Source organism: Sedimentitalea sediminis (assembly GCF_042687825.1).
Taxonomy (GTDB): domain Bacteria; phylum Pseudomonadota; class Alphaproteobacteria; order Rhodobacterales; family Rhodobacteraceae; genus Sedimentitalea.
This window is the reverse complement of record NZ_JBHUQE010000014.1, coordinates 1-26212: the sequence shown is the minus strand read 5'-3', so window position 1 is coordinate 26212 and position 26212 is coordinate 1. Positions and strand designations below refer to the sequence as shown.

25 protein-coding genes and 2 tRNA genes are annotated in these 26212 nt (G+C 62.0%); 12 read left to right on the top strand and 15 right to left on the bottom strand.

Annotation, left to right across the window (positions count from 1 at the left end):
* Positions 1–45 precede the first annotated feature (45 nt).
* Complete coding sequence (gene tig, locus ACFMPD_RS12265) at positions 46–1377, bottom strand: trigger factor (RefSeq protein ID WP_380994654.1); 1332 nt, start codon at positions 1375–1377, stop codon at positions 46–48.
* A 184-nt stretch (positions 1378–1561) separates the two neighbouring features.
* A complete protein-coding gene (locus ACFMPD_RS12260) occupies positions 1562–2671 on the bottom strand; it encodes a porin (protein ID WP_380994651.1) in 1110 nt (369 codons plus the stop codon).
* Positions 2672–3115: 444 nt separating this feature from the next.
* Between ACFMPD_RS12260 and ACFMPD_RS12255 the strand changes: the two genes are divergently transcribed.
* Both ACFMPD_RS12255 and ACFMPD_RS12250 read left to right on the top strand, forming a co-directional pair.
* Complete coding sequence (locus tag ACFMPD_RS12255; RefSeq protein ID WP_380994648.1) at positions 3116–6694, top strand: hypothetical protein; 3579 nt, start codon at positions 3116–3118, stop codon at positions 6692–6694.
* Between the two features lie 19 nt (positions 6695–6713).
* Entirely contained in the window at positions 6714–7319 is a 606-nt protein-coding gene (locus ACFMPD_RS12250; RefSeq protein WP_380994646.1) for a hypothetical protein, read from the top strand.
* Positions 7320–7380: 61 nt separating this feature from the next.
* On the opposite strand, the gene ACFMPD_RS12245 is transcribed toward ACFMPD_RS12250, so the two are convergent.
* Positions 7381–7465, bottom strand: a tRNA-Leu gene (locus ACFMPD_RS12245).
* 132 nt (positions 7466–7597) lie between these two features.
* A complete protein-coding gene (locus ACFMPD_RS12240; RefSeq protein WP_380994643.1) occupies positions 7598–9148 on the bottom strand; it encodes an NAD(P)H-hydrate dehydratase in 1551 nt (516 codons plus the stop codon).
* Between the two features lie 170 nt (positions 9149–9318).
* On the opposite strand from ACFMPD_RS12240, the gene ACFMPD_RS12235 reads away from it, so the two are divergent.
* From ACFMPD_RS12235 to ACFMPD_RS12220, 4 genes are all read left to right on the top strand, one after another.
* Positions 9319–9657 (top strand): P-II family nitrogen regulator, encoded by a 339-nt coding sequence (locus ACFMPD_RS12235; protein WP_380994640.1) that lies wholly within the window; start codon positions 9319–9321, stop codon positions 9655–9657.
* A gap of 35 nt (positions 9658–9692) precedes the next feature.
* Positions 9693–11099 carry a type I glutamate--ammonia ligase gene (gene glnA / locus ACFMPD_RS12230; RefSeq protein WP_380994639.1) on the top strand — a complete coding sequence of 469 codons (1407 nt, stop codon included), beginning with the start codon at positions 9693–9695 and terminating at the stop codon, positions 11097–11099.
* A gap of 150 nt (positions 11100–11249) precedes the next feature.
* Positions 11250–11618, top strand: coding sequence for a hypothetical protein (locus ACFMPD_RS12225; RefSeq protein WP_380994637.1), 369 nt, complete (start codon positions 11250–11252; stop codon positions 11616–11618).
* Between the two features lie 195 nt (positions 11619–11813).
* Complete coding sequence (locus tag ACFMPD_RS12220) at positions 11814–12617, top strand: lytic murein transglycosylase (RefSeq protein WP_380994634.1); 804 nt, start codon at positions 11814–11816, stop codon at positions 12615–12617.
* A 15-nt stretch (positions 12618–12632) separates the two neighbouring features.
* Here the strand turns inward: ACFMPD_RS12220 and ACFMPD_RS12215 are convergent, their stop codons facing one another.
* Complete coding sequence (locus ACFMPD_RS12215; protein WP_380994631.1) at positions 12633–13952, bottom strand: ATP-binding protein; 1320 nt, start codon at positions 13950–13952, stop codon at positions 12633–12635.
* Between the two features lie 40 nt (positions 13953–13992).
* Here ACFMPD_RS12215 and ACFMPD_RS12210 point away from each other — a divergent pair, with 40 nt between their 5' ends.
* The 3 genes from ACFMPD_RS12210 to ACFMPD_RS12200 all read left to right on the top strand — a co-directional run bounded on the left by ACFMPD_RS12210 (position 13993) and on the right by ACFMPD_RS12200 (position 16575).
* Positions 13993–14910, top strand: a complete 918-nt coding sequence (locus ACFMPD_RS12210; RefSeq protein WP_380994629.1) for an MBL fold metallo-hydrolase — start codon at positions 13993–13995, stop codon at positions 14908–14910.
* 77 nt (positions 14911–14987) lie between these two features.
* Positions 14988–15062: transfer RNA gene (locus ACFMPD_RS12205), tRNA-Asn, on the top strand.
* 160 nt (positions 15063–15222) lie between these two features.
* A complete protein-coding gene (locus tag ACFMPD_RS12200) occupies positions 15223–16575 on the top strand; it encodes a tyrosine-type recombinase/integrase (protein WP_380994627.1) in 1353 nt (450 codons plus the stop codon).
* Here ACFMPD_RS12200 and ACFMPD_RS12195 read toward each other — a convergent pair.
* The 6 genes from ACFMPD_RS12195 to ACFMPD_RS12170 form a co-directional block, all read right to left on the bottom strand.
* Positions 16544–17428: a hypothetical protein gene (locus tag ACFMPD_RS12195; RefSeq protein ID WP_380994624.1), complete on the bottom strand. Its 885-nt coding sequence runs from the start codon at positions 17426–17428 to the stop codon at positions 16544–16546. The genes ACFMPD_RS12200 and ACFMPD_RS12195 overlap by 32 nt on opposite strands.
* Positions 17425–17862 carry a hypothetical protein gene (locus ACFMPD_RS12190; RefSeq protein WP_301653675.1) on the bottom strand — a complete coding sequence of 146 codons (438 nt, stop codon included), beginning with the start codon at positions 17860–17862 and terminating at the stop codon, positions 17425–17427. The genes ACFMPD_RS12195 and ACFMPD_RS12190 overlap by 4 nt, the downstream gene beginning before the upstream one ends.
* Positions 17863–18261: 399 nt before the next feature.
* Positions 18262–18741 carry a hypothetical protein gene (locus tag ACFMPD_RS12185; RefSeq protein ID WP_380994621.1) on the bottom strand — a complete coding sequence of 160 codons (480 nt, stop codon included), beginning with the start codon at positions 18739–18741 and terminating at the stop codon, positions 18262–18264.
* Between the two features lie 161 nt (positions 18742–18902).
* Positions 18903–19247, bottom strand: a complete 345-nt coding sequence (locus ACFMPD_RS12180; protein WP_380994618.1) for a hypothetical protein — start codon at positions 19245–19247, stop codon at positions 18903–18905.
* On the bottom strand, positions 19244–19489 hold the full coding sequence (locus tag ACFMPD_RS12175) for a hypothetical protein (protein ID WP_301653678.1): 246 nt from the start codon (positions 19487–19489) through the stop codon (positions 19244–19246). Before ACFMPD_RS12175 ends, ACFMPD_RS12180 begins: the two co-directional genes overlap by 4 nt.
* Positions 19479–19715 (bottom strand): hypothetical protein, encoded by a 237-nt coding sequence (locus ACFMPD_RS12170; protein WP_380994615.1) that lies wholly within the window; start codon positions 19713–19715, stop codon positions 19479–19481. The genes ACFMPD_RS12175 and ACFMPD_RS12170 overlap by 11 nt, the downstream gene beginning before the upstream one ends.
* Positions 19716–20529: 814 nt before the next feature.
* Between ACFMPD_RS12170 and ACFMPD_RS12165 the strand changes: the two genes are divergently transcribed.
* Together ACFMPD_RS12165 and ACFMPD_RS12160 are read left to right on the top strand one after the other, a co-directional pair.
* On the top strand, positions 20530–20763 hold the full coding sequence (locus ACFMPD_RS12165) for a hypothetical protein (protein WP_170436864.1): 234 nt from the start codon (positions 20530–20532) through the stop codon (positions 20761–20763).
* A complete protein-coding gene (locus tag ACFMPD_RS12160; protein ID WP_271108867.1) occupies positions 20760–21020 on the top strand; it encodes a hypothetical protein in 261 nt (86 codons plus the stop codon). Before ACFMPD_RS12165 ends, ACFMPD_RS12160 begins: the two co-directional genes overlap by 4 nt.
* Here ACFMPD_RS12160 and ACFMPD_RS12155 read toward each other — a convergent pair.
* From ACFMPD_RS12155 to ACFMPD_RS12140, 4 genes are all read right to left on the bottom strand, one after another.
* The gene (locus ACFMPD_RS12155) at positions 21017–22126 is read right to left on the bottom strand and encodes a hypothetical protein (protein WP_380994610.1); all 1110 of its coding nucleotides are present in this window, start codon (positions 22124–22126) and stop codon (positions 21017–21019) included. The genes ACFMPD_RS12160 and ACFMPD_RS12155 overlap by 4 nt on opposite strands.
* Complete coding sequence (locus tag ACFMPD_RS12150; protein ID WP_217361175.1) at positions 22123–22302, bottom strand: helix-turn-helix transcriptional regulator; 180 nt, start codon at positions 22300–22302, stop codon at positions 22123–22125. Before ACFMPD_RS12150 ends, ACFMPD_RS12155 begins: the two co-directional genes overlap by 4 nt.
* Positions 22303–22428: 126 nt before the next feature.
* The gene (drt2, locus tag ACFMPD_RS12145) at positions 22429–23799 is read right to left on the bottom strand and encodes an antiviral reverse transcriptase Drt2 (protein WP_380994607.1); all 1371 of its coding nucleotides are present in this window, start codon (positions 23797–23799) and stop codon (positions 22429–22431) included.
* 300 nt (positions 23800–24099) lie between these two features.
* On the bottom strand, positions 24100–25395 hold the full coding sequence (locus ACFMPD_RS12140; protein ID WP_380994604.1) for a competence protein CoiA family protein: 1296 nt from the start codon (positions 25393–25395) through the stop codon (positions 24100–24102).
* Positions 25396–25529: 134 nt separating this feature from the next.
* Between ACFMPD_RS12140 and ACFMPD_RS12135 the strand changes: the two genes are divergently transcribed.
* Complete coding sequence (locus tag ACFMPD_RS12135) at positions 25530–26207, top strand: hypothetical protein (protein ID WP_380994601.1); 678 nt, start codon at positions 25530–25532, stop codon at positions 26205–26207.
* Positions 26208–26212 lie beyond the last annotated feature (5 nt).

Sequence of the window (26212 nt, the reverse complement as noted above, 5' to 3'; positions counted from 1 at the left end):
CCCCTTCGGGCGGCTCTCATCACGTTTGGCGGCGCCATTGTCGCCTTATTCTTCTTCCATGGCCTCGACGGCTTTCTGCAGCTCGTCCTTGCTGACTGTCTTGTCGGTGATCGTCGCCAGTTCGAACACGTAATCCACGACCTTGTCCTCGAACAGCGGCGCGCGCAATTGCTGCTGCATCTGCTGATTCTGCTGTACAAATTCAAAGAACTGGCGTTCCTGACCCGGGTACTGCCGCGCCTGGTTCATGATCGCCTGGGTCATTTCGGCGTCGCTGACCTGCACCTCGGCCTTCTGGCCCAGTTCGGCCAGCAACAGGCCCAGACGGACACGGCGTTCGGCCAGTCGGGTGTGCTCTTCGGTCGGAGTGATCTCGGGGTGATCATGGCCCTGAACGTCCGGGTTCTCGTCATGCCAAAGCTGATGCGCGATCTGACCGGCCTCGGCGTCAACCAGGCTGGGCGGCAGTTCAAAGTTTACGATCTTGTCCAATTCGTCCAGCAGGGTCCGCTTCATCACCGCGCGGGCCGCGCCGGCATATTCCGCTTCCAGGCGCTCGCCGATCTGGGTTTTCAGCGCGTCCAGATCCTCGGCACCGAACTTCTTGGCCAATTCGTCATCGATCTTGGCGGCGACCGGCTTTTTCACTTCCTTGATGGTGCAGTCAAAGACCGCTTCCTTGCCGGCCAGATGCTCGGCCTGATAATCCTCGGGGAAATTGACTGTAACGGCCTTTTCTTCGCCCGTCGTCACGCCAACCAGTTGCTCTTCGAAGCCGGGGATAAAGCTGTTGCTGCCCAGAACCAGCGGGTAATCCTCGGCCGAACCGCCCTCAAAGGCCTCGCCGTCGACCTTGCCGACGAAATCCATGACCACCTGATCGCCGTCTTCGGCCTTGGACCCTTCATCGCGGGGCTCGAAATCCTGCGCGGTCTCGGCCAGATTGCCCAGCGCCTCTTCGATATCCTCGTCGCCGGCCTTGACCACCAGCTTTTCCAAAGTGATCGACTTCAGGTCGACTTCCGGAATCTCGGGCAGCGCCTCGTAGGAAAGAGACACTTCGACGTCATCGCCTTCCTTCCAGTCTTCGTTGGTCATCCGCACTTCGGGCTGCAGCGCCGGACGGTCGCCGCTGTCTTCGAAATGCTTGCTCATGGCGCCGTCGATGGTTTCCTGCATCGCTTCGCCCATCAGGCGCTGACCGAACTGTTTCTTCAACAGCGGCATCGGGACCTTGCCCTTGCGAAAGCCTTTCATTTCGATTTCCGGCTGGGCTTCGGCAAGCTTTTCGTTGACCTTGCCCTCCAGTTCCGCGGCGCTGACCTTGATCGCGTAGCCGCGTTTCAGACCTTCGTTCATTGTCTCGGTGACTTGCATCAGACTTCCCCATAGGTTCATACGTGCACCGACGGCGCACTGTGCAAATTTGGGGCCTTCTATTGGTCCGCACGGTGCGGTGCAAGGGGCTTTACAGGGCAAAGTCGCCGCAAACGGGAATGAAACAAGAAAGCGCGCCCCGAAGAGCGCGCTTTGATCTTGCAATCGAGCAGTAATCTGCGGCTCAGAACTTCCAGCGCGCCCCGAACATGATCGAAGAAGCGTCCTGATAGGACGCTGCCGTTTCGGTCAGTTCATAGGTGCGGTAGCCCAGATAGGCTTCGATGTTGGCGTTGTCGAATTTCTGCACCGCGCCAAAACCGATCGACTTGGATTTCGAGCCAGCCCCGCTCTGATCGCTGCCGCGGTAGTAATCGACCGACAAGGCGGTGCTGCCCACCGAGAACCAACTGGCCAGATAGCCCAGCTTGCCATAGCCATAGTTGCCCGCTGTACTGCGATCACCACCGGCAAGGGTAAAGTTGATCCCCGAGCTGTGCAGCACGCTGAACGAGCCGATCGTGTCATCGAAATCGGACGCGCCGCCGCCGGGCTTTGTCGATGAATACCCGATGGCACCGCGCATTTTGTAGTCACCGAAATCGCCGGCATAGCGCAGCGCAATCGCCGCAGTTTCCGAGTCGTTTTGCGAGGACAGGATGTTGGTCCCCCACGAGGCCGACAACGTGAATCCTGAAAAGGTCGGCGTGTCATAGCGCACACGACCCAGCCGCGCGCCGTCAAAGTTGCCGAACGAACCGCCGATCGAGCGGGTGGACAAGGCCCCCGCCGCGGTCCGAAAGACAAAGGATCCGGCCGTATCCGGCACCGACGAATAGGTGATCAGCGAGGTCCCCGACAGGTCGGATTCAGCGACACCATCCGTGGACATGCTGCCCTGACCGGCAAAGAAGGTCCCGGCACTGGCCGTTTGCAGGCTGAAATCGACCTTGCGGATATCGGTCCGGTCCCAATCGACTCCCTTGGGCGTGGTGGCCTGGGACAGGCCCGCCGAGGGCCGCAGACCCAGCGCGGTCTCGAAATTGAACGAGAACTTGTTCGCCCCATAGTCCTGGCGCAGCCACAGACCGACGCGGCTGTTCGAGTTGGTGTTGTCGACGATGTCGCTGGTGGTGGACACCCCGTCGTCAAAGGACAGATAGGCCGGGTCGAGCTGGCCATACGCAAGGGCGCTGCCGCCTGTCGCGTTTTCATATTTCATTTCGGCCATTGCCGGAGCGGTCAGGGACATAACGGCGGCGGCCGCCAGAGGCCGTGAAAGCAGTTTGGTCATCTCAAAACTCGATTCTTGTGAGGTTGTGTCAAGCGCAGACACGCGCGAGTTGCGATAGTTGACTCTTTGCCTTTCCTGGGGAAATTGTAAACAGCCGCATCGACGCAGAATGGCCGTTGGCGGCTTTCCCGGCGCGGCGTCGCACAGGTCGATCCACGGTACGGGCCAGCAATCTCGCGGCCACAATCTCCAGCGGTGTCAGGTCCCGGGCCGCAAGGACGGATCAGGGTCTGCTGAAGGCCGCCGCCGCATCGCATGTTGACCTGGCGGCAAGGTCCTGCCTTGCCTTTGCGCGGCGTGTCGGTCTAGGTTTTTTCAACCGCCCCAAGAAAAGCCCCTGACTCCCCAATCGAACCGAAAAACCGTGTACCCGAAAACCGGTACACCTGATCGGTCTCCCGGATGCGGATACGGGCCTTGATCCGAATTACCAGGAGGGACCACATGCCGTTGGACGACAAGCAGAGGGACTTTGTCGAAAGGTTCATCAAGGGCGGTCTGTTCAACCGCAAATCGGACAAGGCCAAGATACGCAACTACGAGGCGTTTCTGGCGGCCGAAACACAGGCCCAGACGCTGCTTGACCAACTGACCGGCGTGACCCCGAACGTCAGGCCGATCCAACAGACCCTGGACGCGGCGCGATCGCACAAGGACCAGGGCGAATTCGCGCAGGCCCTGGCCGAGGCGCAGAACGCCATTGCCATGGCGAACGACGTTCAGGCGGCGCTGGATGAACGCAGTCGCGAACGCATCGCGCTGCAACAAGAACTGGCGACGCTCAGCGGCAATCCGGACGGCGCGCTGACAGCGGAGATCGCCGATCTCGACGAAAAGCGGACCGCGATCGCGGCGTTGCTGGCCGACAACATCCCGGCCCCCGAGGACGCTGCCAAGGCCGGGCGCGACATCGCCGCTTTGCGTACCGCCATCGCGCAGGTCGAACAGGCCGCTGCCACACGCGCCGCCGAGAAAGAGCGGCTGCAGGTTGGTCACGCGGCGCAGACCGGCCGTCTTGCCAAACTGCGCGTCCTGCTGGCCCGCGTCACCACAGACGACGATCACGGCGCCATGGACACGCTGGCCGGCGGCATCGACACCGACCTGACCGCGATCAACGATGCGATCACTGCCGACGACCCGGTCGCGATCAAGGCCAGACTGACCGATCTGGACGGGCTGCCGGCGCGGCTGGACACGCTTGCGGGGCGCATCGATGCGGCACTGACCCGTGTACTGACGGCCACGCTGGGCGAAACCGGTACCAGCGACGGCCAGAAAGCCAAGCTGGTCACCCTGGGCAAAGCCGACCCCGCAGCACTGGCGGCGGCCACGACCGTTCTGAAATCGATCCAGGCCGATCTCGGCGACACCCAGGTCGACCGCGCCTTTCTGCAATCCAAGCAACAGGCAGTCGAGACCGCCGCCGCCGAAGCCAAGACCAAGGCCGAGGCGCTGCAGCTTGCCGCTGATGCCAAAGAGGCCGCCGTCGCCGACGAGAAACTCAAGAATGCAGCCGCCAAGGCAGCCTATGACACCGCCAAAGCAGCCTATGTCGCCCTGCAGAACTTCAAGAAAACCAACAAGGATGTCTTGGCCGATCCGGAGCATCAGGACTACCCCCGGGTGCTGGCCGCCTATCGCGATCTGAACACTGATTTCGGCGGCAAGCATCAGGCCTTTGGGCAGGCCAAGGCCACGGCCCAGCAGGCTCAGGCCGAGGTCGTCAGCAAACAGTCGGATGTCGATGCGGCTCGGCACGAGTTGGACACCGCCAATGCCGATCTCGCGGCGCGCAAAAAAGAACAGCGTCAGGCCGAGGGCAAGAAAAAACTGCTGGAAGCGGTCAGCTTTGGTCCCCTGGCCCCGTCCAATGGCAGGTCTCTGGAACCGGCGGTTGCCAAGGATTTGATCGAGCTCTTTGGCCGCAACCCGCGCGTTGCCGAAACCGCCACCGATGTCGCCGCCACCGCCGCCCATCCCGAAAGCGTCGCGGCCACGGCGGCCCTGATGTGTGACAAGGTCGCCAGTAATTTCGCCTCGGATTCGGGCACTTATTTCACCAACGAAGGCTATGTCGAAACCTATGCCGGTCGGCTGGTGGCCATGTCGGCAAACCTGCCGCCAACCGAGGCCGCCAAGCTGGACGACTATCTCAAGACAGGCCGCCATTTCGCCAGCTGCGATGCGGTTTCCGGTGGCGCGACGCGCAACGAAACCGGAACCAAGCGCACCAAACATGTGGGCGCGGCCCTGCTCAAGGGCGACGGCACGATGGATTTCGACAAGGGGCGCGATGCGCTGCTGGACGTCATGTTCCACCCCAAAGCCCTGTCCAGCGCCACCCCGGCCCAGGTCACGCATATGCTGGACACCATGGATTTTCTGCAGGGTTCGGCCGAGGCCCAGACCATCCTGACCGATGTGACCGCTGCCCCGACCGAGGATGCCGCCCGCGCCCTCTTGGCAAAATCCAGTGGCAAGGACGCATCCGCAGTTGGGGTCGCCGAGACGCGTGGCGCCATCCTGAACGCCATGCTGACCCCGGTCTTTCAGGGCGACGTGGGCTCCTGTTTCGCCACTGCCGGCATCGTCAAGCTGCGCAATGACGACCCGCTGGAGGCAATGAAGAACTATCGCGATCTGGCCAAGGACGGCGAATACAAACCGAAAACCGGCGACCCCCTGCCGGCGATCCAGAACGTGCCCGGCGATCAGGACCCGTTGGTGCGCAGCCTGGAATACACCGCCGCAACCGCCATCGCGCGTTCGGATTTCAGCGGCCTGAACCAGAGCATGACCGACTCGATCTCGGACATGGTCAGCGTCATCACCGACAAGGTCAAATCCAAAAAGCGCGCCGATGTGACGGCACGGCTTGAGAACGCCATCAAGAATGCGGTCGAACTGGTCTATAACCCAGAGGTCGAGATCGTCGATTCCAATGACGGGTCCTCGTCCAAGGGCCGCTATCAGCTGATCCACAAAAGCGACGGTAAAGTCATCGAAAACCTGGATCAGTACGAGGATATCGTTTTCGATATCGTCTGGGACGTGGTCGAAAAAAGCGACACAAAGATGTTCACCTCGGTCAACGACGTCGCCAATCAGGTCACCAAAAGCGGCTTTGCCGACGCAATCAAGATCGACGGGAAATGGCCTTGGGAACTGCCCAGCGGCGGCCAGACCCACGAGGCCAGCAAGACGATCTTTGGCGGCGATATCACCGCCACCGACATCGTTGCCCGGGTCAATCCGGCCACAGCGGACATTCCGGAACGCACCGCCGAGGTGCTGTCCTGCGTCATGTCGAATTTCGCCCCCAGCAACGATCCCGCCGACCCCGGCGAGATGTCGACGGTCCTGACCTGGGGCATGCATGGCTTCAACATCCTGCCCGGCGATGAATCGCTGACCCCGCTACGTACCGGCGGCCCCGGCGCGCTGAAGGACAACATCAAACGGGAATTGCTGGATCCGGGAAAGGACATCGCCGATGCCGACATCCCCGTCGATCAACTGGCATTCATGTTCGAAAAGGAAATCAGCGCCTTTGGCAAGGGCGCGACCGGCAATGCCAAGACCGCGCTGGATCAGATCCTCGCCACGCAGACTCCCACGGCTCCGATGAAACCGGCCGCCTTCAAGGCGCATGTCAAGGCCGCCAGCGCCACCTATATCGAGGCGGTCGCCGAGGCCGAGGCGAATTACTGGCGCGACAACCAGCCCCAGGCGCCCACGCCCGAGGCGCTGGCCAAGGAAAAGACCGAGTGGAAGGAATATTTCGAAGGCCGGCTTGATGCCGCGATGGATACGCGCCTGATCAACGATCTGGGCGCCCCGCAATTCGTGATCGCCGACACCAATTGGGGCAGTGCCGCGGATCACACCTATTTCGTGATTGCCGCCGACCCGGCAACGGGCAAACCGGCCCTGTTCAGCAAAAAGGATCCGCCGGGGACGCTGACGCCGCAGAACGAAGCCGAAAAATGGGTGAGCACAGGATGGGCAAAAGTCGCATGAACCGTACAGGAGACGCCGCATGACCGAGAATTCCGATATCGTCCCGGGCCATGGGCCTGACGGGGCGCCGGCCGCCTTTGTCGGCGACACCGCCTATCTCAGCCTGACCGAGCTGTTGCAGGCCGAACCCGGCCTGCTCGATCCCGGGGCTGCCTCGGAACTGGCGTTGCAGGTCACGCATTTCGCCCGCGACGGCGATTACAGCCTGATCGCCGACCCCGGCGCCTTTGAAACGCAATATCGCGAACGGTTGAACAGCGAGGACCCGGACCAGCCGTGGCAGCAGAACGTGATGCGGTTGCGGGATTTCGGCGTGCCGGATTTCTCGGCGATTCAGGCACCGGCACATCAGGACGGCAATCTGGTGTTCTTTGCCGCGGATGCGTTGACCGGCCTGCCCTATCGGGTCACCGCAGGTCTGGGCGATCTGACCGCCCCCGCCTATGCACCGCTGCCGTTGACGCCGGTCGAGTCTCCGCCCCGGCCTGCAGGTCAGTCCCGTCGCCCCGCCGACCGGCCGGAACCCGCGCCCGAAACCGCCAATCTGGCCGACAAGGCGGCCAGCAGCAAGGCGCCGGATTTCGCCGATCTGCCCGACGATCTGCCTGAACCCGACGACATCTGAACCCATGCGCCGGACGGCCCACCCCCTCCGGCGCGCGTTGCCTATTGAAAAACCGTTGTTTTGGTGCGGGTGAAGGGACTTGAACCCCCACGCCTTGCGGCGCCAGAACCTAAATCTGGTGCGTCTACCAATTCCGCCACACCCGCAAAAACCAGCGCTCTGTCCGCACATGCGTCGGCCGGTCCGACGTTGCATATCAAAGCTGAATTGCGGATGCGAGCAAAAACAGGTGCCCTCGGGCCGGGGCAGACGCGGCGCGCCCGCTGCGCCCGGGTCGCCTAGACTTCCAGCGCGCGCAAAACGGATGGAATCCCTTCGCTGATATCCTCGGCGATCAAGCCCGGCCCGAATTCCAGTGCGCATTGCGTGTGCAGCCAGGCGGCAATCTCACAGGCCGCCATGGGCGTCTGGCCGCGCGCCAGCAGACCGGTGATCATACCGGCTAGAACATCGCCCGACCCGGCCGTGGCCAGCCAGGGGGCGGCGCGATCGTAATGGGCGGAATGAATCGAGCAACGACCGTCGGGTGTGGCGATCACCGTGTCTGCGCCTTTGAACAGCACCGTGCACCCGGCCCGCTTGGCCGCCGCGCGGGTGGCATCCACCTTGGAATAGCCCGGGCCGCGCTTGGCTTCGGCCGCCAGTTTCCTGGCCAGATCGGGAAACAGCCGGGCAAATTCACCGCCATGGGGTGTCAGCACCGCCCGGTCATGCAACAGCTCGAACAAGTCGGCGGGCCGGTCGCGAAACACCGTCAGCGCGTCAGCGTCCAGAACGATGGGGCGCGCCAAGGGCAAAGCCGCGGCCACCAGATCGCGCGCCCGGCCATCGGTTCCCAGCCCCGGCCCCAGGCACAGGGTGTTCAGGCGGGTGTCCCACAGCAACTCTGTCAGCGCATCCGCATTGGCGACCGGCGTCTGCATGATGGCGGTGATCTGGCTGGCGACCTCGGCCCGCGCCGCCGGCGGCACCCCCAGCGTCACCAGCCCCGCCCCGACCCGCAACGCCCCCCGCCCAGCCAGCCGTGCGGCCCCGGTGCGGCCGGGACCGCCAGTCAGGATCAGTGCATGGCCCTGCGTGTATTTCTGACCGGGCACCGGTTTTGCCAGATCCTGCGGCCTTGGGGGTTCGACTTTCCAGACATGTCCCGCCCGTTCATGACTTTTCTCGGCATGCGGCAGCCCGATATCCTTGACCACCAGGCGGCGCGAATGGCTGTCGGCCTGTTCCAGGTGGTGACCGGTCTTTTCGGTGTGAAAGCTGACTGTCAGATCGACCCGGGGAAAACAGCCCAGCACCTTGCCGCTGTCCGAGCAGACGCCCGACGGAATGTCCACCGCCACACATCTGACACCGAATTCGTCGCGCAGCGTTTCCAGGTTGCTCAGCAGGAATTCCGGGTCGCCTTCGACCGGCCGCGTCAGACCGGTGCCAAACAGCGCGTCCACCACCAGATCTGGCCGCGATTTCACCGTGCCCAGGCTGCGATCCGACAGCGGCATGCAAGGTCCCTGTTCGATCCATTGCCGGTGATTGGTGCGGGCGTCCGGCGGCAGGCTGTCCGGGTCGCCGAACAGATGCGCCGTCACGTCCCAGCCGCGCTGCTGCAACAGGCGCGCCACGACGAAACCGTCACCGCCATTGTTGCCGGGGCCGCAGAGCACCACCGCGCTGTGTCTGCCCTCGGCCAGGTCGGGCCATTCCTCCAGCACCGCCTCGACCACGCCGGCCCCGGCGCGCTCCATCAGCTGCAGCCCCGTCACGCTGCCCGACGCGATTGCCGCGTTTTCGATGGCCCGCATCTGAGCGGCAGTCAGCAGTTCAGCCATGCAAATCCCTCACCGATTCAATCCTGCCCGTTTTTTATGCATATCGCCCAAAACAACGGCATCCAGTTCAATTTCAGCACGCGCGGTGCCGGCCCGACCACCGTAACCGATTGTGGCCGGCAAATAGAAGTGATCTGACGCGCCTGAACAGCGTTGCTCAGGAGAGGCAGATGAAAAAGATCGAAGCGATCATCAAACCGTTCAAGCTTGATGAGGTCAAAGAGGCGCTTCAGGACGTCGGCGTTCAGGGCCTGTCCGTAATCGAGGTCAAGGGTTTCGGTCGTCAGAAAGGCCATACCGAGCTGTATCGCGGGGCGGAATATGTCGTGGACTTTCTGCCCAAGGTCAAGATCGAGATCGTGCTGGACGACGACCAGATCGACGGCGCGATCGAGGCCATCGTCGCGGCGGCAAAGACCGACAAAATCGGTGACGGCAAGATATTCGTCAGCCCTGTCGAACAGACAATTCGCATCCGTACCGGCGAGACCGGCTCGGACGCGCTGTAAACAACCATACGCTTGAAAGAAAAGGACCCAAGGGAATGAGTAAGGAAACAATTCTCAAGACGATCAAGGACGAAGACGTCGATTATGTCGACATCCGCTTTACCGATCCGCGCGGCAAGCTGCAGCACGTGACGGTGGTCTCCGACCTGGTGGACGAGGACTTTCTGGAAGAAGGGTTCATGTTCGACGGCTCGTCTATCGCGGGCTGGAAATCGATCGAAGCATCGGACATGAAGCTGATGCCCGACACCGACAGCGCCTATATCGATCCGTTCTATGCCGAGAAAACCCTGTGCGTGCATTGCACCGTGGTCGAGCCGGACACTGGCGAACCCTACGAGCGCGACCCCCGTGGCACCGCCGAAAAAGCCGAAGCCTATCTCAAGGCATCCGGCATCGGTGATGTCGCCTATTTCGGCCCCGAAGCGGAATTCTTCCTGTTCGACGACGTGCGGTTTTCCAACTCGATCAACAAGGTCTCCTATGAGGTCGACGCCACCGACGCCTCTTGGAACACCGACACAGAATACGAGATGGGCAACATGGGCCACCGCCCGGGCCTGAAGGGTGGCTATTTCCCGGTCAACCCGACCGACGAAGCCCAGGATCTGCGCGCCGAAATGCTGTCGACGATGAAACGTCTGGGCATGAAGGTGGACAAGCACCATCACGAGGTCGCGTCCTGCCAGCACGAACTGGGCCTGATCTTTGGCACGCTGACAACCCAGGCCGACGAGCTGCAGAAATACAAATACGTCATCCACAACGTCGCCCATGCCTATGGCAAGTCGGCGACCTTCATGCCCAAGCCGATCTATGGCGACAACGGGTCGGGTATGCATGTGAACATGTCGATCTGGAAAGATGGCAAGCCGCTGTTTGCCGGCGACAAATATGCCGATCTGTCCCAGGAGGCGTTGTATTTCATCGGGGGTATCCTCAAGCATTCCAAGACGCTGAACGCCTTCACCAACCCGACCACCAACAGCTACAAGCGCCTGATCCCTGGCTTTGAGGCCCCGGTGCTGCGCGCCTATTCCGCGCGCAACCGGTCGGGCTGTGTGCGGATCCCGTGGACCGAAAGCCCCAAGGCCAAGCGCGTCGAGGCCCGGTTCCCCGATCCCGCGGCAAACCCCTATCTGTGCTTTGCCGCCCTGCTGATGGCCGGACTGGATGGCATCAAGAACAAGATCGATCCGGGCGAAGCGATGGACAAGAACCTTTATGATCTGCCCGCCGAAGAACTGGCCGGTATCCCCACTGTCTGCGGCAGCCTGCGCGAAGCGCTGGATGCGCTGGCGGCGGATCACGACTTCTTGCTGCAGGGCGACGTGTTCACCAAGCATCAGATCGAAGGCTACATCGCCCTGAAGATGGATGAAGTGCATCAGTACGAGCACACACCCCATCCGGTTGAATTCGGCATGTACTATAGCTGCTGATCAACAGCATTAAGAAAACATGGAAGGGCGCCCCAAAGTCGGGCGCCTTTTTCGTTGAAAGGTCCAAGGATTTGCCTTGGCCGCGCCGCAATTACGCCCCTGAAGAACGAAAGAAAGAGGTGCGAAGAACGTAATATCTGAGGGCATCTGATGGCATCGGACAAGGGATTTTCCGAGCGGATTGCACGGATAAACACCAGGAACCAGCGGCGCGCCGGGCAGACGCCCGGCCAGAACGGCGATGGCGGCGGCGCCACGGGCCGGCGACTGCCGCTGTGGATCAGACTGGGCGGCCCCGCTCTGTTGATTACAGCTCTGGGCGCCATGTTTTTTCTGGACATCGCCGACACGCTTCCTGCTGGGGTTCTGACGGCGGACAATCATCTGTCCGCGATGATCCGCGCCCGCATGACCGAGGATGAAATCCGCCGAATGGAAAACGACCCCTGGATCGAAAAAGAGCTGAAATCGCGCGACTATTCCGATCCTGACCTGGCCAGGTTGCTGCTGAGCAACTGAACGGTTTTTACACGCTGGCGCACATGGTCTGCCGAGAACCGGCAATTTGCGGTGTTGGCGGAACTCACCGCATACTTACGGTTTCTTAAACCCGATGGCGTTCGATGGCCGGTAAGTCGCGCAGCCGGTCTTTCGGTTTGCTTTCACGGGTTTGCACGCTATCGTTGCAACGATTTGGTTCCGGAGTGTTACAGAATGTTTCCTGCCCTGAGATCCGCCACCCTGCTGTTGGCCCTGGCCTGCGCCCCTCTTTCGCTAGAGGCTGCGACATGCGGCAATACGGGCAGCGGCTTTGACAAATGGAAATCCGAGTTTGCCCGCGAGGCGCGCAAGGCCGGGGTCAAGAAGCCCGGTCTGCAGGCCCTGGCACAGGCGCGTTATGCAACGCGGACGATCGCGGCGGACCGCAACCAGAAGTCGTTCAGATATTCGCTGGACAAGTTCATGAAGCTGCGCGGGTCGGATACGATCGTGGCACAGGGGCGCAAACGCAAGGCGCGCAACCCGGAATTCTATGCCGCGCTGGAACGCCAATATGGTGTGCCCGCGGGCGTATTGATCGCCATTCACGGCATGGAAACCGCCTTTGGCGGGTTCATGGGCGACAGCCAGGTGGTGTCGGCGATCACCACGCTGGCCTATGACTGCCGACGCTCGGAGTTCTTTGTGCCGCACGCGATCGGTGCGCTGAAACTGGTGGATCAGGGCACCCTGACCACCGCCACCCTGGGCGCAAAGCATGGCGAATTGGGGCACACCCAGTTCCTGCCCGGCAATGCACTGAAATACGGGGTGGACGCCACCGGCGATGGGCGGGTCGATTTCTACAACGTCACCGACGCGCTGGCGTCGACGGCGAATTTCCTGCGGCAAAAGGGCTGGAAACCCGGTCGCGGATACCAGCAGAACCAACCGAATTTCGCCGTCATCAAACAATGGAACGCCGCCACGGTCTATCAGCAGGCCATCGCCATCATGGCCGCGCGCATCGACGGTTGATCCGCCCCGCGGCGATCAGCGCGCGATGACGATATCCGCGCACAACCCGCCCAGGGTTTCGCTATCACCCAGTCGCAGAGTACCACCATGGGCACGGGCCACGTCGGTGACGATGGCCAGTCCCAGCCCGACGCCGCTGCCCCGGTTCTGATTGCGTGCTGGATCCAGCCGGGCAAAGGGTTTGATCGACTCGCTGCGACGATCCGCCGGGATGCCCGGCCCGTCATCCTCGACCCGGATCCGCAGCGATTTCTCGGTAAGCGCCACCGAAACCTGTGCACGGGTTCCGTAGCGTACAGCGTTACCCAGCAGGTTTTCGATCGCCCTGCGCATCGCCACCGGGCGCAGCATGACCGTGCCGGTCCCGTTGCTGTCACCCAGAGTGACCGGGTTACCGGCACGCTGTGAATCCTCTACGATCCTGGCCACCAGATCGCGCGGGTCGACCTCTTCGGGTTCGCCCTCGGCCGCGCCTCGCGAAAAATCCAGAAACGCATCCAGCAGACGTTGCATCTCGTCGACATCGCGCAGCAACGGCTCGGCATCGTCTTCGTCGATCATCGCCAGACCCAAGCGCAGGCGGGTCAACGGCGTGCGCAGATCATGACTGACCCCGGACAGCATCAGGGTGCGCTGCTCGATCTGCCGTTCGATGCGTGACCGCATCTCCAGAAAGGCGCCGCCAGCCGCGCGCACCTCAATCGCACCCGCGGGTGAAAAAGGCACCGTTCGCCCCCGGCCAAACGCCTGTGCGGCATCCGCCAACCGGGTGACCGGACGTAACTGATTGCGCATGTACAGGAAGGCAATGACCGTCATCAGCAAGCCGAAGAATGCCATCGTGACGATCAATTGATGCGGATTGGCCACCGCAACCCGACTGCGCGCGAAACTGACGCGCACCGCCCCCAACTCAGAGCCAAGGAACAACTGCACCGACCGGTTGTCCGGAAAAACCATCGCCAGCGTGTTCGGTATCTCCGCGCGGACCGTGCGGCGCACAACCCGGGCCGAGAAATCGTACCAGCGCAATCTGTCAGCCTGCGGCACTTGGGCCTTTGGCACAAAGGCGACGTCCATCTGAAATGCCGCCAGGTAGGGCTGCATCTGGTCCAGAGCCTCCTGTGGGTCGATCGCCGTCGCGGTCCGGGTGGCGATGACATCCAGTTCACGCACCAGTGTCATCGACATCTGGCTCGAGACGTCTTCGAGATGTTTTTGTATAAATGCAACGGAAACAACCAGTTGCACGCTGACAACCGGCACGACCAGAATCAGAGCCGCCCGTCCGTAGAGACTGCGCGGCATATAGTGTTTGAGCCAGTTGAAGGACATGCGCTAAGCCTAGCGGGCAGCTGAGACAAGAGGAAGAGCCATGGCCCTGCCCCCGGACGATTTCAACCCGACTCATGGCGAGGCCGTCCGGCTGGAACCGGGTCTGCGCCGTATCGTGGCTCCCAATCCGTCACCGATGACCTATCGGGGCACCAATACCTATCTGGTGGGCGACCGGGGGCTGGCGGTCATCGACCCGGGTCCCGACGACCCCGCGCATCTGGAGGCGATCCTGGACGCCGTGGAGGCAGGCCAATGCATCAGCCATATCATCGTGACCCATTCGCATCTCGACCACTCGCCGCTGGCCCGGCCACTGGCGGCCCGCACCGGCGCCCCGGTCCTGGGCTTTGGCCCGTCCCACTCCGGCCGCAGCAAAGTGATGAGCGCCCTGGCCGCCGGCGGATTGGCCGGTGGCGGTGAAGGCATTGACGTGGCTTTTCAGCCCGACCGGATCGTGACGGATAAAGAGGTCATCCAAGGCGACGGCTGGACCCTCGACGTGTTGCACACGCCCGGCCATCTGGGCAACCACATCGCTTTGGCCTGGGGCGACCTCTGTTTCACCGCCGATCATGTGATGGGCTGGGCCAGTTCGCTGGTGTCGCCGCCCGATGGCGACCTGACCGATTTCATGGCATCGTGCCATCGTCTGCGCCAACGCGACTGGCGTGTCTTCTATTCCGGTCACGGAGCCCCAATCCTTGATCCGTCCGACCGGCTGGACTGGCTGATCCGACACCGTCAAGGCCGCGAGACCGCGATTCTGCAGGCGCTGAGCGCGGGTCCGGCCACGGCGCGTGAACTGGCCGAACGCATTTACACGGATACACCGTCCGAACTCCTGGCCGCCGCCGAACGAAACGTCTTCGCGCATCTGGTTGATCTGACCGGAAAATCGAGGATCCACCCAGACTGCGAACTTTCTGCTCAGGCGCGTTTTTCGCGTATCCCTTGAGGTGCCGGCGAAAATCTCAAAATCTTCCGGAAACCTCTGGACGACGCAGAATCTGGTTGCTATACGCCCGCTACCGTTCCGGCGTAGCTCAGCGGTAGAGCAGTTGACTGTTAATCAATTGGTCGTAGGTTCGATCCCTACCGCCGGAGCCAAACATCTTGCCCCTGTCACCATCGCAATGGGAAAGATGTTGGTTATATCCTTATAAAATCAAAACACTACCTGATACTTCCGGTTGAGTTGTCTACCGACAACGACCGAAAACATCGCTGACCAGCCGGTCAAAATTCGGTCAAAGCGATGGAGACGGCCATGCCGCACCAGAAGATCACCCAGGCCCTCGTTGACGGCCTGCCCTATCGGGATTCCGGGACGCACTGGGTCCACGACACCGACCTTGCAGGGTTCAACCTGTCAGTCGGGCGACGCACCAAGACATACTATGCCGCTGGCGAAGCGGGCGGGCGCTTCATCCGCGTGAAGATCGGGCGCGCCGACGTGACCAAGGCGAACGAGGCCCGCGCCGTTGCGCGCGACATTCTGCTGCCGGAAATCCGTCGCGGTGTCGATCCGCGCGCGAAGCAACTCGGTGACGACGACCGCACCTATGCCCGCATCATGGCAGGCATCCGCGAGGCGCGTCCCGAAGACCTTTCCGACCAAGCCGCGCGCCGGATCATCAAGGGCAAGGCGAAGCGCCGCGCCGACGAACTGACGGTCGGTCAGGTCTGGAAGATGTATGAGGAGCACAAGCGCGCGTCGATCCTGGAAGAGAAAGGCCCAGAGAAGGCGCGCCGCGCAGAGCAGCACATTGTCCAGCAATGCCGCTACCTTGGCGGTGCGGAATCCTACGGCAAGGATGGCCCCTACGCAGCCACCCGCGAATGGCCGGGCGGCTGGTGGAGTCGCCCGATCACGAGCATCACCCCGGAATTGTGCTCGCAGACATGGCGCAACCTGACCCGCACGCGCGGACGGCGCACAGCGCAGATGTTCTTCATGGCCGTCCAGGTGCTGTTCAACTACGCGGTTGCCAAGAAGGAGGTGCCCGTCACGGCGCACCCGATGGTGATCGACGCCGCAGGCGACGGGATCGGATTGCCGAAGGGATGGCAGAGTCTGCGCGCGCAGAACGCCGTCGAGCGCATTTCCGACATTCGGGCATGGTGGCGGCAGGTGGACAAGCTAACTGTGATCCCGAAGTCGGCGCTCAAGGTCGCGCTGTTGACCGGGATGCGCCCGAGCGAGGTGCTCGCGATGCGCTGGGACCAAGTAGACCTCGACGCGGGCAAGGTTTGGTTCGGGATGACCAAGACCACCGACTACCGCGAGGTTGCCTTGTCGTCTTGGTCCGTGGCGCAGTTGAAGCGCCTGGAGTCGATGACCGGACGGCACGAGTTTGTCTTCACCGGCCCGACCGGCGGGCGTCTGACGACGCTGCCGACGATCACGCGCGGCGCGGATCGCTGGACCCCGAAGCAATGCCGGAAGGAGTGGCAAACCGTCGCCGTCGAATTGGGCGTGAGCGACACGCAGCGCCTGTCTCAGGTCGGCAAAGGCCTTGGCGGGACGGATGGTCATTACGTCGTCACCCCCGACCTGCGCTCGACGGTTCAGCAGGTCGCGGACGAGATCATGCGGCGAGTTGAGGGGGCCGCAACCTGAGCCGTGCCGTCACGGCGTCGGACGAGTAGCTGACCGGGTTGCCGTCCGCGTCGAGATAGAGAAGGTCCACGTTCAACATCGACGCCGCCTGCCGCAGAGAATCCAGGTTGTAGCGGGTGTGGTGTGCCAGGACGAAACCGTGTTCCGAGCACGCAGCGGCAACCGCCCTGCCCATCGAGTTCGACTTGCTCGGCAGCAACGTCCCAAGGAAGGTGCAATAGGTGCCGGGTTCCCAGGGATCGTCGATGCGCAGCAGGTGCCCGAGCGGTATTCCTTCCCTCTCGACGTACTCCGCCTTCGCCACCTTGCTCCGCTGCTGTGGACGTATGCCTGCCTCGGTTTCAGCCGCCTTCAAGCGTTGCTCGAAGATGCGCCGCTCCTCTTCCAGTTCTTCCCGCGCCTGCCTGTCCATCGCTTCCTGTATCACCGCTTCCCGTTCTCGACGTTCGCGAGCGCGTTCGGCTTGGACGCGCGCCGCTGCCATTGCCGCTTCTTCCTGCTGCCGCACAACGGCCAGGTGCTTCCGCCCATGTTCCGCGTCCAGCGTGGGGATGCCGCGCCGCGTCAAGCTGGACACGTCGCGATTGCCGTTGAGGATGTCCCAGATACGGGCGCGCATCAGGTCGGGGTCGAGATCGACGAGCCAGCAGAGGTGCGCCCGGCTTTCTGCCCAGGACCCCTTGTCGGAAGTCAGGAAGGCGAAGGCGTCCGCACGATCCGTTTCCGGGACATTGGCCGAGAACAGGTCTGTCACCGCCTTGAGGATCACGGCATTGACCAGGGCGGCGTGGGTGCCTGGAACGAATTGCTCCTCGTCCCAGGCCTCGTCTTCGATGGTGGCGAGCGCGTTCATGCCGCCGAGTGGGCCTTGAGCGCGTGGATCACGGGTTCCGGCGCATCATCCCAGGAGCGCAGCGGCACGACCCGTTTCAGGGCCTGCCGCGCATTGGTCGTCAGGCGCTGGTAATCGCGAGGACTGACCTTGCCCGAGATGATGTAGAGCGCATCGTCGGTTTCGAGATGGTTCGCGCCGGTCAGCGCCACCGGCGGTTCGTTCGCGTCGCCCTCAGGGTCAGCGAACGTGACGGTGGTACCCAGAACCTCGGCGCAGCGTTTCGCCTCGCGGTAGGCGGCGGGATCGCGCCGCTTGTCGAGACCGACGACGGCATCTTCCGGTTTGACGTGTTTCAGGTCAACGCCGAGTTCATCCGCCTTGCGGACGGCTTCTTGGAATGCGCGCGAGTTGGCTTGGGCCTCCTTCGCGTCGATGTAGATGGGTTCTGCCATTGGGGTTCCTTCGTGCAGGTGGCGGGCGCGCTACCTTGCCCAGGATCACGCGCCCGCCGTTGGTCGGGTCGTCGCGACGTTGGACCCTTCTCCGGGGACGGTTGAAGATGGATAATCAGGTGCTGAGGTGCTGGACCTGAAACTGCCGGTCAAAGCGCCGTCAAAACAACGCGCCCGAATTGCTAACCGCCCAGGATCGCAGCCGTCCGGGCCTGATAGAAAATCAGTCGCCCCCGAAACTCGCAGAGCGCGTCAGCGAAGGCGGTTCTTGGGGTGTGCCCTATCAGGGTGGGGGCGCGGTCGGAGAACCGCACGCAGCGCCTCGCTCTGGGCGTCAGCGAAACAGGATCAGGGCACCGACGCCCAGGGTTGCGGCCACCATCGCAAGTTCGACCCAGGTCAATCGTCGTCCTCGGGGCCTGCAATGGCCGGGATGGCGACGACGTTCGGCAGAACCTCAACGCCCGTCTCCTGCTCGACGACCAGGGCGGCTTCTTCGTAGGTGATACCGTCGCGCTCCATGACCTCCTGCACGAGGTGGGACGCGTCGCTTGCCTCGACCTTGACCCCCATGCGGGAGAATGCGCCCAGGATGCGCGTTCGGCTGTGCGGCTGCGGAACTTCCTTGTGCTCGATGGTCGTTGCGGCCAGCTTCGGGCGGACGTACTGCGAAACCTCCTTGAACGCGACGAGCGCAAGGTGCTTGTCGCCCTCGTCGTAGGCCTCAGCACCAATCAGCGCCATCATCTCGACCGGGTCGAATTCCGCGTGCCCCGCGTGAAGGTGCATCGCGCGCAACTTGCGGTCGATGCGTTCGGCCAGTTCCTTCTTGTTCTTGTGCGGTTTGCCGAGGCGGGAGGAATACGGGGTGACAGGCATCAGATAGGCCTCCCCGACTTATCGAGAAGGCCCACTGACGATGCACAAGGAGTATCCCGATGGGACTTGCCCATCATCGCACGGCCAGGGCCTGCACGCGACCAGGATTGCGGGTCTTGGTGATTGTTGATCATACCGGAATGCCCCTCGCTATAACTCGGTTATGCCGCTGGCCGGTCGGCTTTGATGGCGTCTTGACCGGGGAAACGAAACGCTACCCGGTTCGACGATGCGGCGGCGGGTAGATCGTCCAGAAGGATGCGCCAAGGCCAGCCGGGAAGGTCACAGGCGCGCAAGGAGTCGTTGCCGCCCACGGAGGCGTTGTGCAAGGCGACGAGTTCGTTCCGGGTCGAGGCGTAGACCAGCAGCAGCGTGCCGTCGCCGGCAATCCAGGGGGTCAAGCTGTCCTCGCCGGAGGAATAGATGTGCGCCTCGTGACCGGGATCGACCTCCCAGGCATGGGTGTTCGCGAGGAAGAAGTCGGCGTAGGGTTTCGGATGCTTCATGCGGGTGGCACCTCCTTGATGGCTTGCAGGACGCGCTCCATGCTCTCGGTCAGGCAGGCGCGGGACCGGGTGAACTCGTTGCCGCCCAGGATCAGGGTGACGACGTTCGGATCTTCGTGACCGAACACCGAGAAGGAAAAGGACCGGTTGTCGTAATCGACGGTTTCGCTCTCGATCACATGGGCGACGGGGCGGTCCTGAAAGGTTTTGACGTGGCGCTTGACGGCGCGCTCAGAAAGCATGGGCGACACCTTCGACCAACGTCCCGGACAGGAGGATGTCCGCGTCTGTTGGCTCCTTGCGCCACTGCGCGGTCAGTTGTCCGCTTGGGTTCCGGGTCACGCGCTTGATGCCAAGGCCTGCACCTTGCAGGATAGCCGTCGCCTCGTCGTCGGTGACGGTCACGGCGTCCGTGGAATCGTTCTCGTTGTAGGCTGGGCGCCCGTGGTTGCGGGGTCGTGTCGTCATGGGGTTGCTCCGTGCTATCGTCGCCATGACGATAAGACCTCGCCCCGGCGCGGTTACACCGCGAAAGCAGGTGGCGAACCGCGAAGTGATGCGCCATCACCCCGAGACGCGTTTCCGCTCAAGCAGTTGGGCAAACGCGGACGCCGTTTTGACCGAATCTTGATTGCTACCTCCGGGGGTTTGGCCAGGATCGACGACGGACGACGGCGGGCATGGGCGAGCAATGCCGTCAGAGCGCGGCGCTGCTTGGGCACAAGGCGGCGTCTCGCGTTTTTGGGCGTCACGGTAGGGGCGCGACCGAAACCGCCTTCACGCCCGCGCTCTGCGAGGATGACCAGGGGTCGGTTTCGATAGGCGGTCGCCCTCTGCTCAGAGAACCGCGTGTGCCAGGGGCAAAGACGGTGTTACGCGTGCGCTTGCTCAGGAAGCGGGTGAACCAGAGTGAGGCGCGCTTTACGTGCGCGCACGCGCGCGAACCGTGGTGATCGTTTCTGGTAGATCATACAGGATCGCCGGTTCCCTGCACGCGCCCTGCACGGGATTTCCCCGCAAACCACTGGCATCATTGACGACCCTGCACGTCCTGCACCCTGCAAGGCAACCTCCCACACCGCGCCGCAGGATAATCATCGAGATCACCGATACATGGTTGATGATTATTCTGCGCACGCGCGCACACGCAGGCGCGCACGAATACCGGCGCAGGGCACCGCCTTCCGCATAACCAAGTTATCAGAATCCACCTCCTTTCCCGGTCGAGCCAACCCGGTGGCGGATCGTATGTTGATCGAAACCACCCAACGGAGACCCGACCATGACCCAACTTGCCGTTGCCTCGCCCGCTGCTTTCGCGCCCAAGGCCCGCCTGACCGGCGCACCGTCTGAACCGTCCTTCGTGGAATGGGCGCTCGGATGCCTGCACCGCATGGGGGCACTGAACGACCGCGCCAAGGCGAACCGCTGGTTCATGACCGCCGTGGACGACGAGCAGCGCCGCATTGCCATGAGCGCCCTGTTCCCTGGCCAGAACCCCTGGGATCACGCATGACCCCGGTCATCGAGCAGGAGGTGCGCCGCGCCCTCAGAGAGCAAGATCGCCACCTCCCGCGCATCCGCCGGGAGGTTGTCGCATCACTGACGGCAGACGACACCGCCGCGACGATCCTGCAACGCACAACCCGCGCCTGTTGTGACGCGGGCCTGCGGATGACACAGAAGCAGTTTTCTGATTTCTTCGCGACGGTGTTTGAGGCGAGGCAGGAGCGGTTCCCGCATCGCCTGATCTTCAACGTCGCCGGTCTCTAGGACTTGTTGCGCTCGATCTTGTCCAGGAGCGCGACTTTCCACTCGTAATCTTCCCACTTTCGCTGCACTTCGCGATCCAGCGCCTTTTCGGCTTCGCTCTTAGGCGAGTTAGGTCGATGACTTTCTACCACCTCCGACGTGTAATCCTGGCCGTTCCAGGTGTGCCGCACGACGTTCGGTTTCAGCCCAGGATTCCGCAGCGGGTGGTGATACATCGAGAACACCGGTACATCCCAAGTGTCGCCTTGGGCAAACTTGGGTGCCATCGCATCGACGAACCCGGAAAGAAGCGCCTGATCGACTATCGCCTGCGCTGCGTCGTAGTCGTCTTCGTCAGGGCTGACCTCGTAGGACAGCTTGCACTCCTGAACGTCAGGCAGGAGCATGTCCACGTCCTGCAATGCGCTCGCACGTGCGGCGAGTTCGACGAGTTCATCTGAGGTCTTGTTGGTCGCGGCGAAGTCCCGGAGAACAGTGTGCATCCCCTCTGGCGCGCGGCGTCGTTTGGTCTTCTCGATCTTCTTGGTCGCGGTCGCCCGACCGTGCAGAACCCATTCCTCGTCAAGGTCGAGCAAGGCCCAGGGGTTCTGGGTGTAGTTCAGCGGCAAGCCGCCAACCTCCACCCAATCGTCATAGCCAGGATGCACGACGTCCGCCGCCCACGCCATCTTGAGACGGGCGTCCGCCGCGTGCATGTCGCAGACGGCTTTGAGCCGCGTTCGATACTCGTCGAGCAGGCCTTGGGCCTTCACGCGGCGATCCTCGGACAATGGCCGCTTCCGCATCAGGTTCCAGGTGTTGAGCGGCACGTCCGGCTTGAGCGTTTCATGCCACCACGGCAACCCCGTCAATTCCTCGACCGTCTTCGGCGGCGCACACCATTTCCACGGATCGCGCATCGCCTCGGAATGCAGGGCGTCCAGAGCATCGGTCAATCGGTGATCGAATTGCTCGCCCCGCAATGCCCGAGAAACCGTGCCGTCATTCACCTTTTCGGTCAGGCCGTATTTCTCGCCGTTCTCGTGCAGCCATTCGACAACCCGTTTCACCTGGACGAGGAATTGGCGCAGGTTCTCGCCATCAGCGAATTCTGATTTCTCGCTCACGCCTGGGCCTCCATCCAATCGTCGAGGTCCGCTTTCCGATAGCGCACCATCCGCTTGCCCACGCGTTTAAACGTAGGCCCTTTCCCCTTAAAACGCCAGTCAGCGAGGGTGCTTGCCGACGTGTCGAGGTAGCAAGCGGCCACCTCGGGACTCATCCATTCCGGCCATTCCGGCATCGTCCATTCCTTTCGCAATCGTCTTCATTGCGACGTTATTGGACAACCACCGGTTCTGTCAGCGCGAGAACAAGGTGGAACCTGGAATATTCAAGGTGCCGTGCGCTAAAATCTCAGCAACACCCGTCACGATGCGACGACGAGGCCCCCGTAGACCTTTGCGACTTCTTTCTCCCAGGCTCGATTGAACCAAGTCATATGCGGCTTCACCTGCTGTCGGATTTCTTGACTGCCCATCACGTCAGCCGCTTTGTATGCGTACTTCAAGAAATTGCGACGTTTTCCTAGATGGGTATAGCGGCTAAGTACCTCTCGCTTAAAAACCTGGAACGACGGAATCTCTTTGCCTTTCGCCGCGACAAGTTTTGCGTGGACGCCGCGTCGCATTTTATGCCGGTAGGCGTCGAGGGATGATGGTCGGATCAGCACCGTGGTGCCGTCAAACGTGAAACCGAGATACTGGATCGCCTTCGCTGAAATGAGACGTCCGCCTTGGAAGTGAGCGTGGTCGGTTTTGTCGACGGACATAGCAAGTCCAAAATCGGCCAACATCTTCTCTACAACCGAGACAACGTGATCAACTTTTCTTCCCAGGGGAAGAACGACGGCAATATCGTCCGAATAGCGGCGATAAGACCCGCCGTAGCGTCCAACCCACGCCATCATTTCTCGGTCAAATGTCCGCAGGTAGATGTTGGCGTATAGACCAGAAATTGGCGTCCCTTGTGGGATGCCGAACGTCTGGTCATGCTTCCGAACCAGCCCGCCTTTGCGCCCCCTTACGTGCTGGACAAAATCGGCTGGAGAGCAGACCCGGCCGTGGCCGTTTCGCTTCTTTCCCAGTACGGCGTCCAAATCCTCCGTCTCAACCCACGAGTAGCGGGTCACATTTTTCCACACTGTGCCGTGGTGGCCGTTTAGCCGAGTTTCGCCCATCAAACCTGCGACTTCATCTCGCAACAGCGTGTGGTCAAGGCAATCAAAGAAGCCGGAGATGTCCATTGCTACGACGGTGCAATCCTGGCGATGCACGATCTCGTCAAACAGCGATTTGGCATGGTGGATGTTTGTGCCGCCGCCCTTGCGGTAGGCCAGAACAGCGCTAGCGGTCCCGTCTTCTGCCAGCGCTCGTTCATAAAACGGGTTTAGGTGTTCCGCATATGCCTGCAAGTATGCAGCGTCGGCGTGTCCGGCGAACCGGATCGGACGAGGCTTCTCTTTCACTTTTCGGATGAAATTCCCGTCTGCATCCCGAAGCCATTTGCCATCGGCACCTTTCTGGCGGATGTATCGACGAGCGAGGTCCGTGAACCCGAGCATCGGCAAGAAACGGTGCGGCTCGAGCTCTTGCGTGAAATCAATCGCCAGTTCCCGCTCGCTTTCGGGCAAGGGCAGATCGAAATGCTTATAGCGCCGCTCCTTCGAAATGGCGGGCAACACAAAATCATCGGTCGATGGATCGAATTCGTTCTCGGTAGGCAGGTAAAACCCGGGCATAGCGACTCCGTTCGTCAAATGCCCGGGCTATTTAACCTTGCTCCCATCAGCAGGTGCTCAATTGCACCCTCCGGTACGAGATAACCTTGCGTGGTATAGTATCACCACGATGTGCCTGGAAGGATGCGACATGACCGAGATCAAGCCGACCCGGAACCCGCTGGCGCAGATAGCGCTTGCGGTCCTTAACACTGGTCATCCGGGCCCATTGTCCCGGGGCCTCTCTCAGATGGGTGCTCACAGACGGTTTACAAGACGTTACCGAAATTTTTCTTCGCGTTTTGTTCTTTTTCTTTTGGGTCACTTGGCCCAGGCTGGCAGTGCTTCCGCCTCAACCAAGCGTTGACGCGTAAATGGGTCAAGCGCCTCGGGCAGCAACTCGCGCAGCAACCGCCATTCAGGCGACGCCTCGCTGACCTGTTCGATATGGCCGAGCCTGTGGCCGTTGATCGAACGCCGAAGGTGTTCCCCGACGCTGCCCTTTAGCAAGCAGCGCTGTGACGTGTTCTCGATCAGCGCAGTCAGCAAGTGTGCATATGGCGCGAGTGATCCAGAGTTCTGGAAGGTGTTCAGCATCGCGCGACTGTTCGGGTGCTCACTTGCGAAGTTCTCCGGCTTGCCAGCAGCTTCCGCGACGATGGAGAACGCAGCGGCGACTAAGCGGTCAACGCGCTGCCGTTCCGCGAATGGCTCAAGGTCCGCCAACGGAAGGTCGCTCATTCTATCGCCCCACGCTCGCAGAGCGCGGAAGTACGGCAAGCGTTTCGACTTGATCCGTTCGAGCAACGGCCCTGCAAGTCGATCCTCAAGAAAGGGAAGGCAGGACTCCGGGAGTGTCAGAGCATCGAAGCGGACCAGGACAGGGGCGTCGTATCCCTCACCGTTGGACAGATAGCACGTCAGAACCAGTGTGCGCTGCTCGCGCGACGCGTTGACCGCCTGCTGATCCAGGACGAAGGCATTGCCTCTGTGCCGATGCACAACATCCGAAACCGCCTGCGGCACGCGTTCGGGATCGAAGGATGACAATACCCAAAGCAGCGGAATGCCTTCGCGGTCGTAGTGGATGCAACGCTGCGACACCTCCGTCTGGAAGGTGTGGGACATTTGGTATTCGACGGCGAAGCGCCCGAAGTCGCGCCAGTCAACCAGAACGTCGGGATAGCGTCCGTGCTCGCCTTTTGTGGGCGGCAGATACTCATCTACCTTCGTACCATCGCACCGCTCGTCCAGTGCAGCGAGTTCCGCGACGAGTTCGCACATGCTCCGGTGCATCTCTGATTCTTGCTGACCTCGATACTGTGCTGCCCGCGCATCGTTCGGGTGCATGTTCTTCCCGGAATACCAAGGGCAGCGCGGATCAGAACCTTGATAGTGGGCGAACAGCGGGCGTCCATGTGAGGTCGTAATGTAGACCTGCCCTTGGCAGGCAACACAGCGGGCGACGAGGCCGTCTTTCCCATTCCGGTGATCGGTGATGCCAGCTCGCAGGTTCTCCCATCCGTCGCGCGGCATGGCGAGCAGATCGCGGGCCGACAACGGACCTAGTTTCTCGAAGATCACTTCTTCAATTATGCGGCGGGGTTCTCGAGACATGCCCTCAGTATAGTGGAGGCGGTGTCTCAAACAAACAACGGATAGTGTCCGCATCTCCGGTTGAACAGCGCCGGGGAGAGGTCCGAACGTCGTGTCACCGGGTGCGCTGCGCCCACATCAACGGAGTGACAGACATGACCGACCTCAACACCCTGACCAAGCCTGCCCTCAACGATATGCTGGCGAAGCCGCTGACCGCCTCCGCGCTCAAGAAGATCGCCAAGGACGACCTCGTCGCGATGATCGAGGCGCAACCGCCGAAGTTGACCGCGATGGAGAAACGCGTCCTCGTCGCCTACCTGGACGCCGGGATCGACGCGAATGGCGCCGAGACCCTGGACGCAATGCTGGCCGACAACATGACGTGGGGCGACGTGCCTGAGATCGCGCAGCGCACGGGCCTGACCCAGAAGCAGGTTCAAGGCGTGGTTGCCTCCCTCTCGAACAAGGCGCTGCTCGTGATCACGGATGAAGGCGTCAACGGCGAAGGCCCCGTGCAACAGGTGCTGGCCGACAACGGCATCCGCGTCGCGTTCGACCTGATGGCCGAAGGCATCGAGGCAGAAGCAGCACCCAAGGCCCGCAAGCCGCGCGAACTGCCCGACCGCGTGATGATCGAACCGGGCAAACCGGAAGACGTCAAAGCGACTAAGGCAGGCAGCAAGCGGCATCTGATGGCCGAGGCGCTCGCCAAGGGTGCGACCATCGAGGAACTTATGGCAACACTTGGCTGGAACAAGGACACCGTGTCGTCCGCACTGCGTACCGACATGGGCGCGCTAGGGCTGGGCGTCGGTAAGCGTCCGGTCTGACTGCT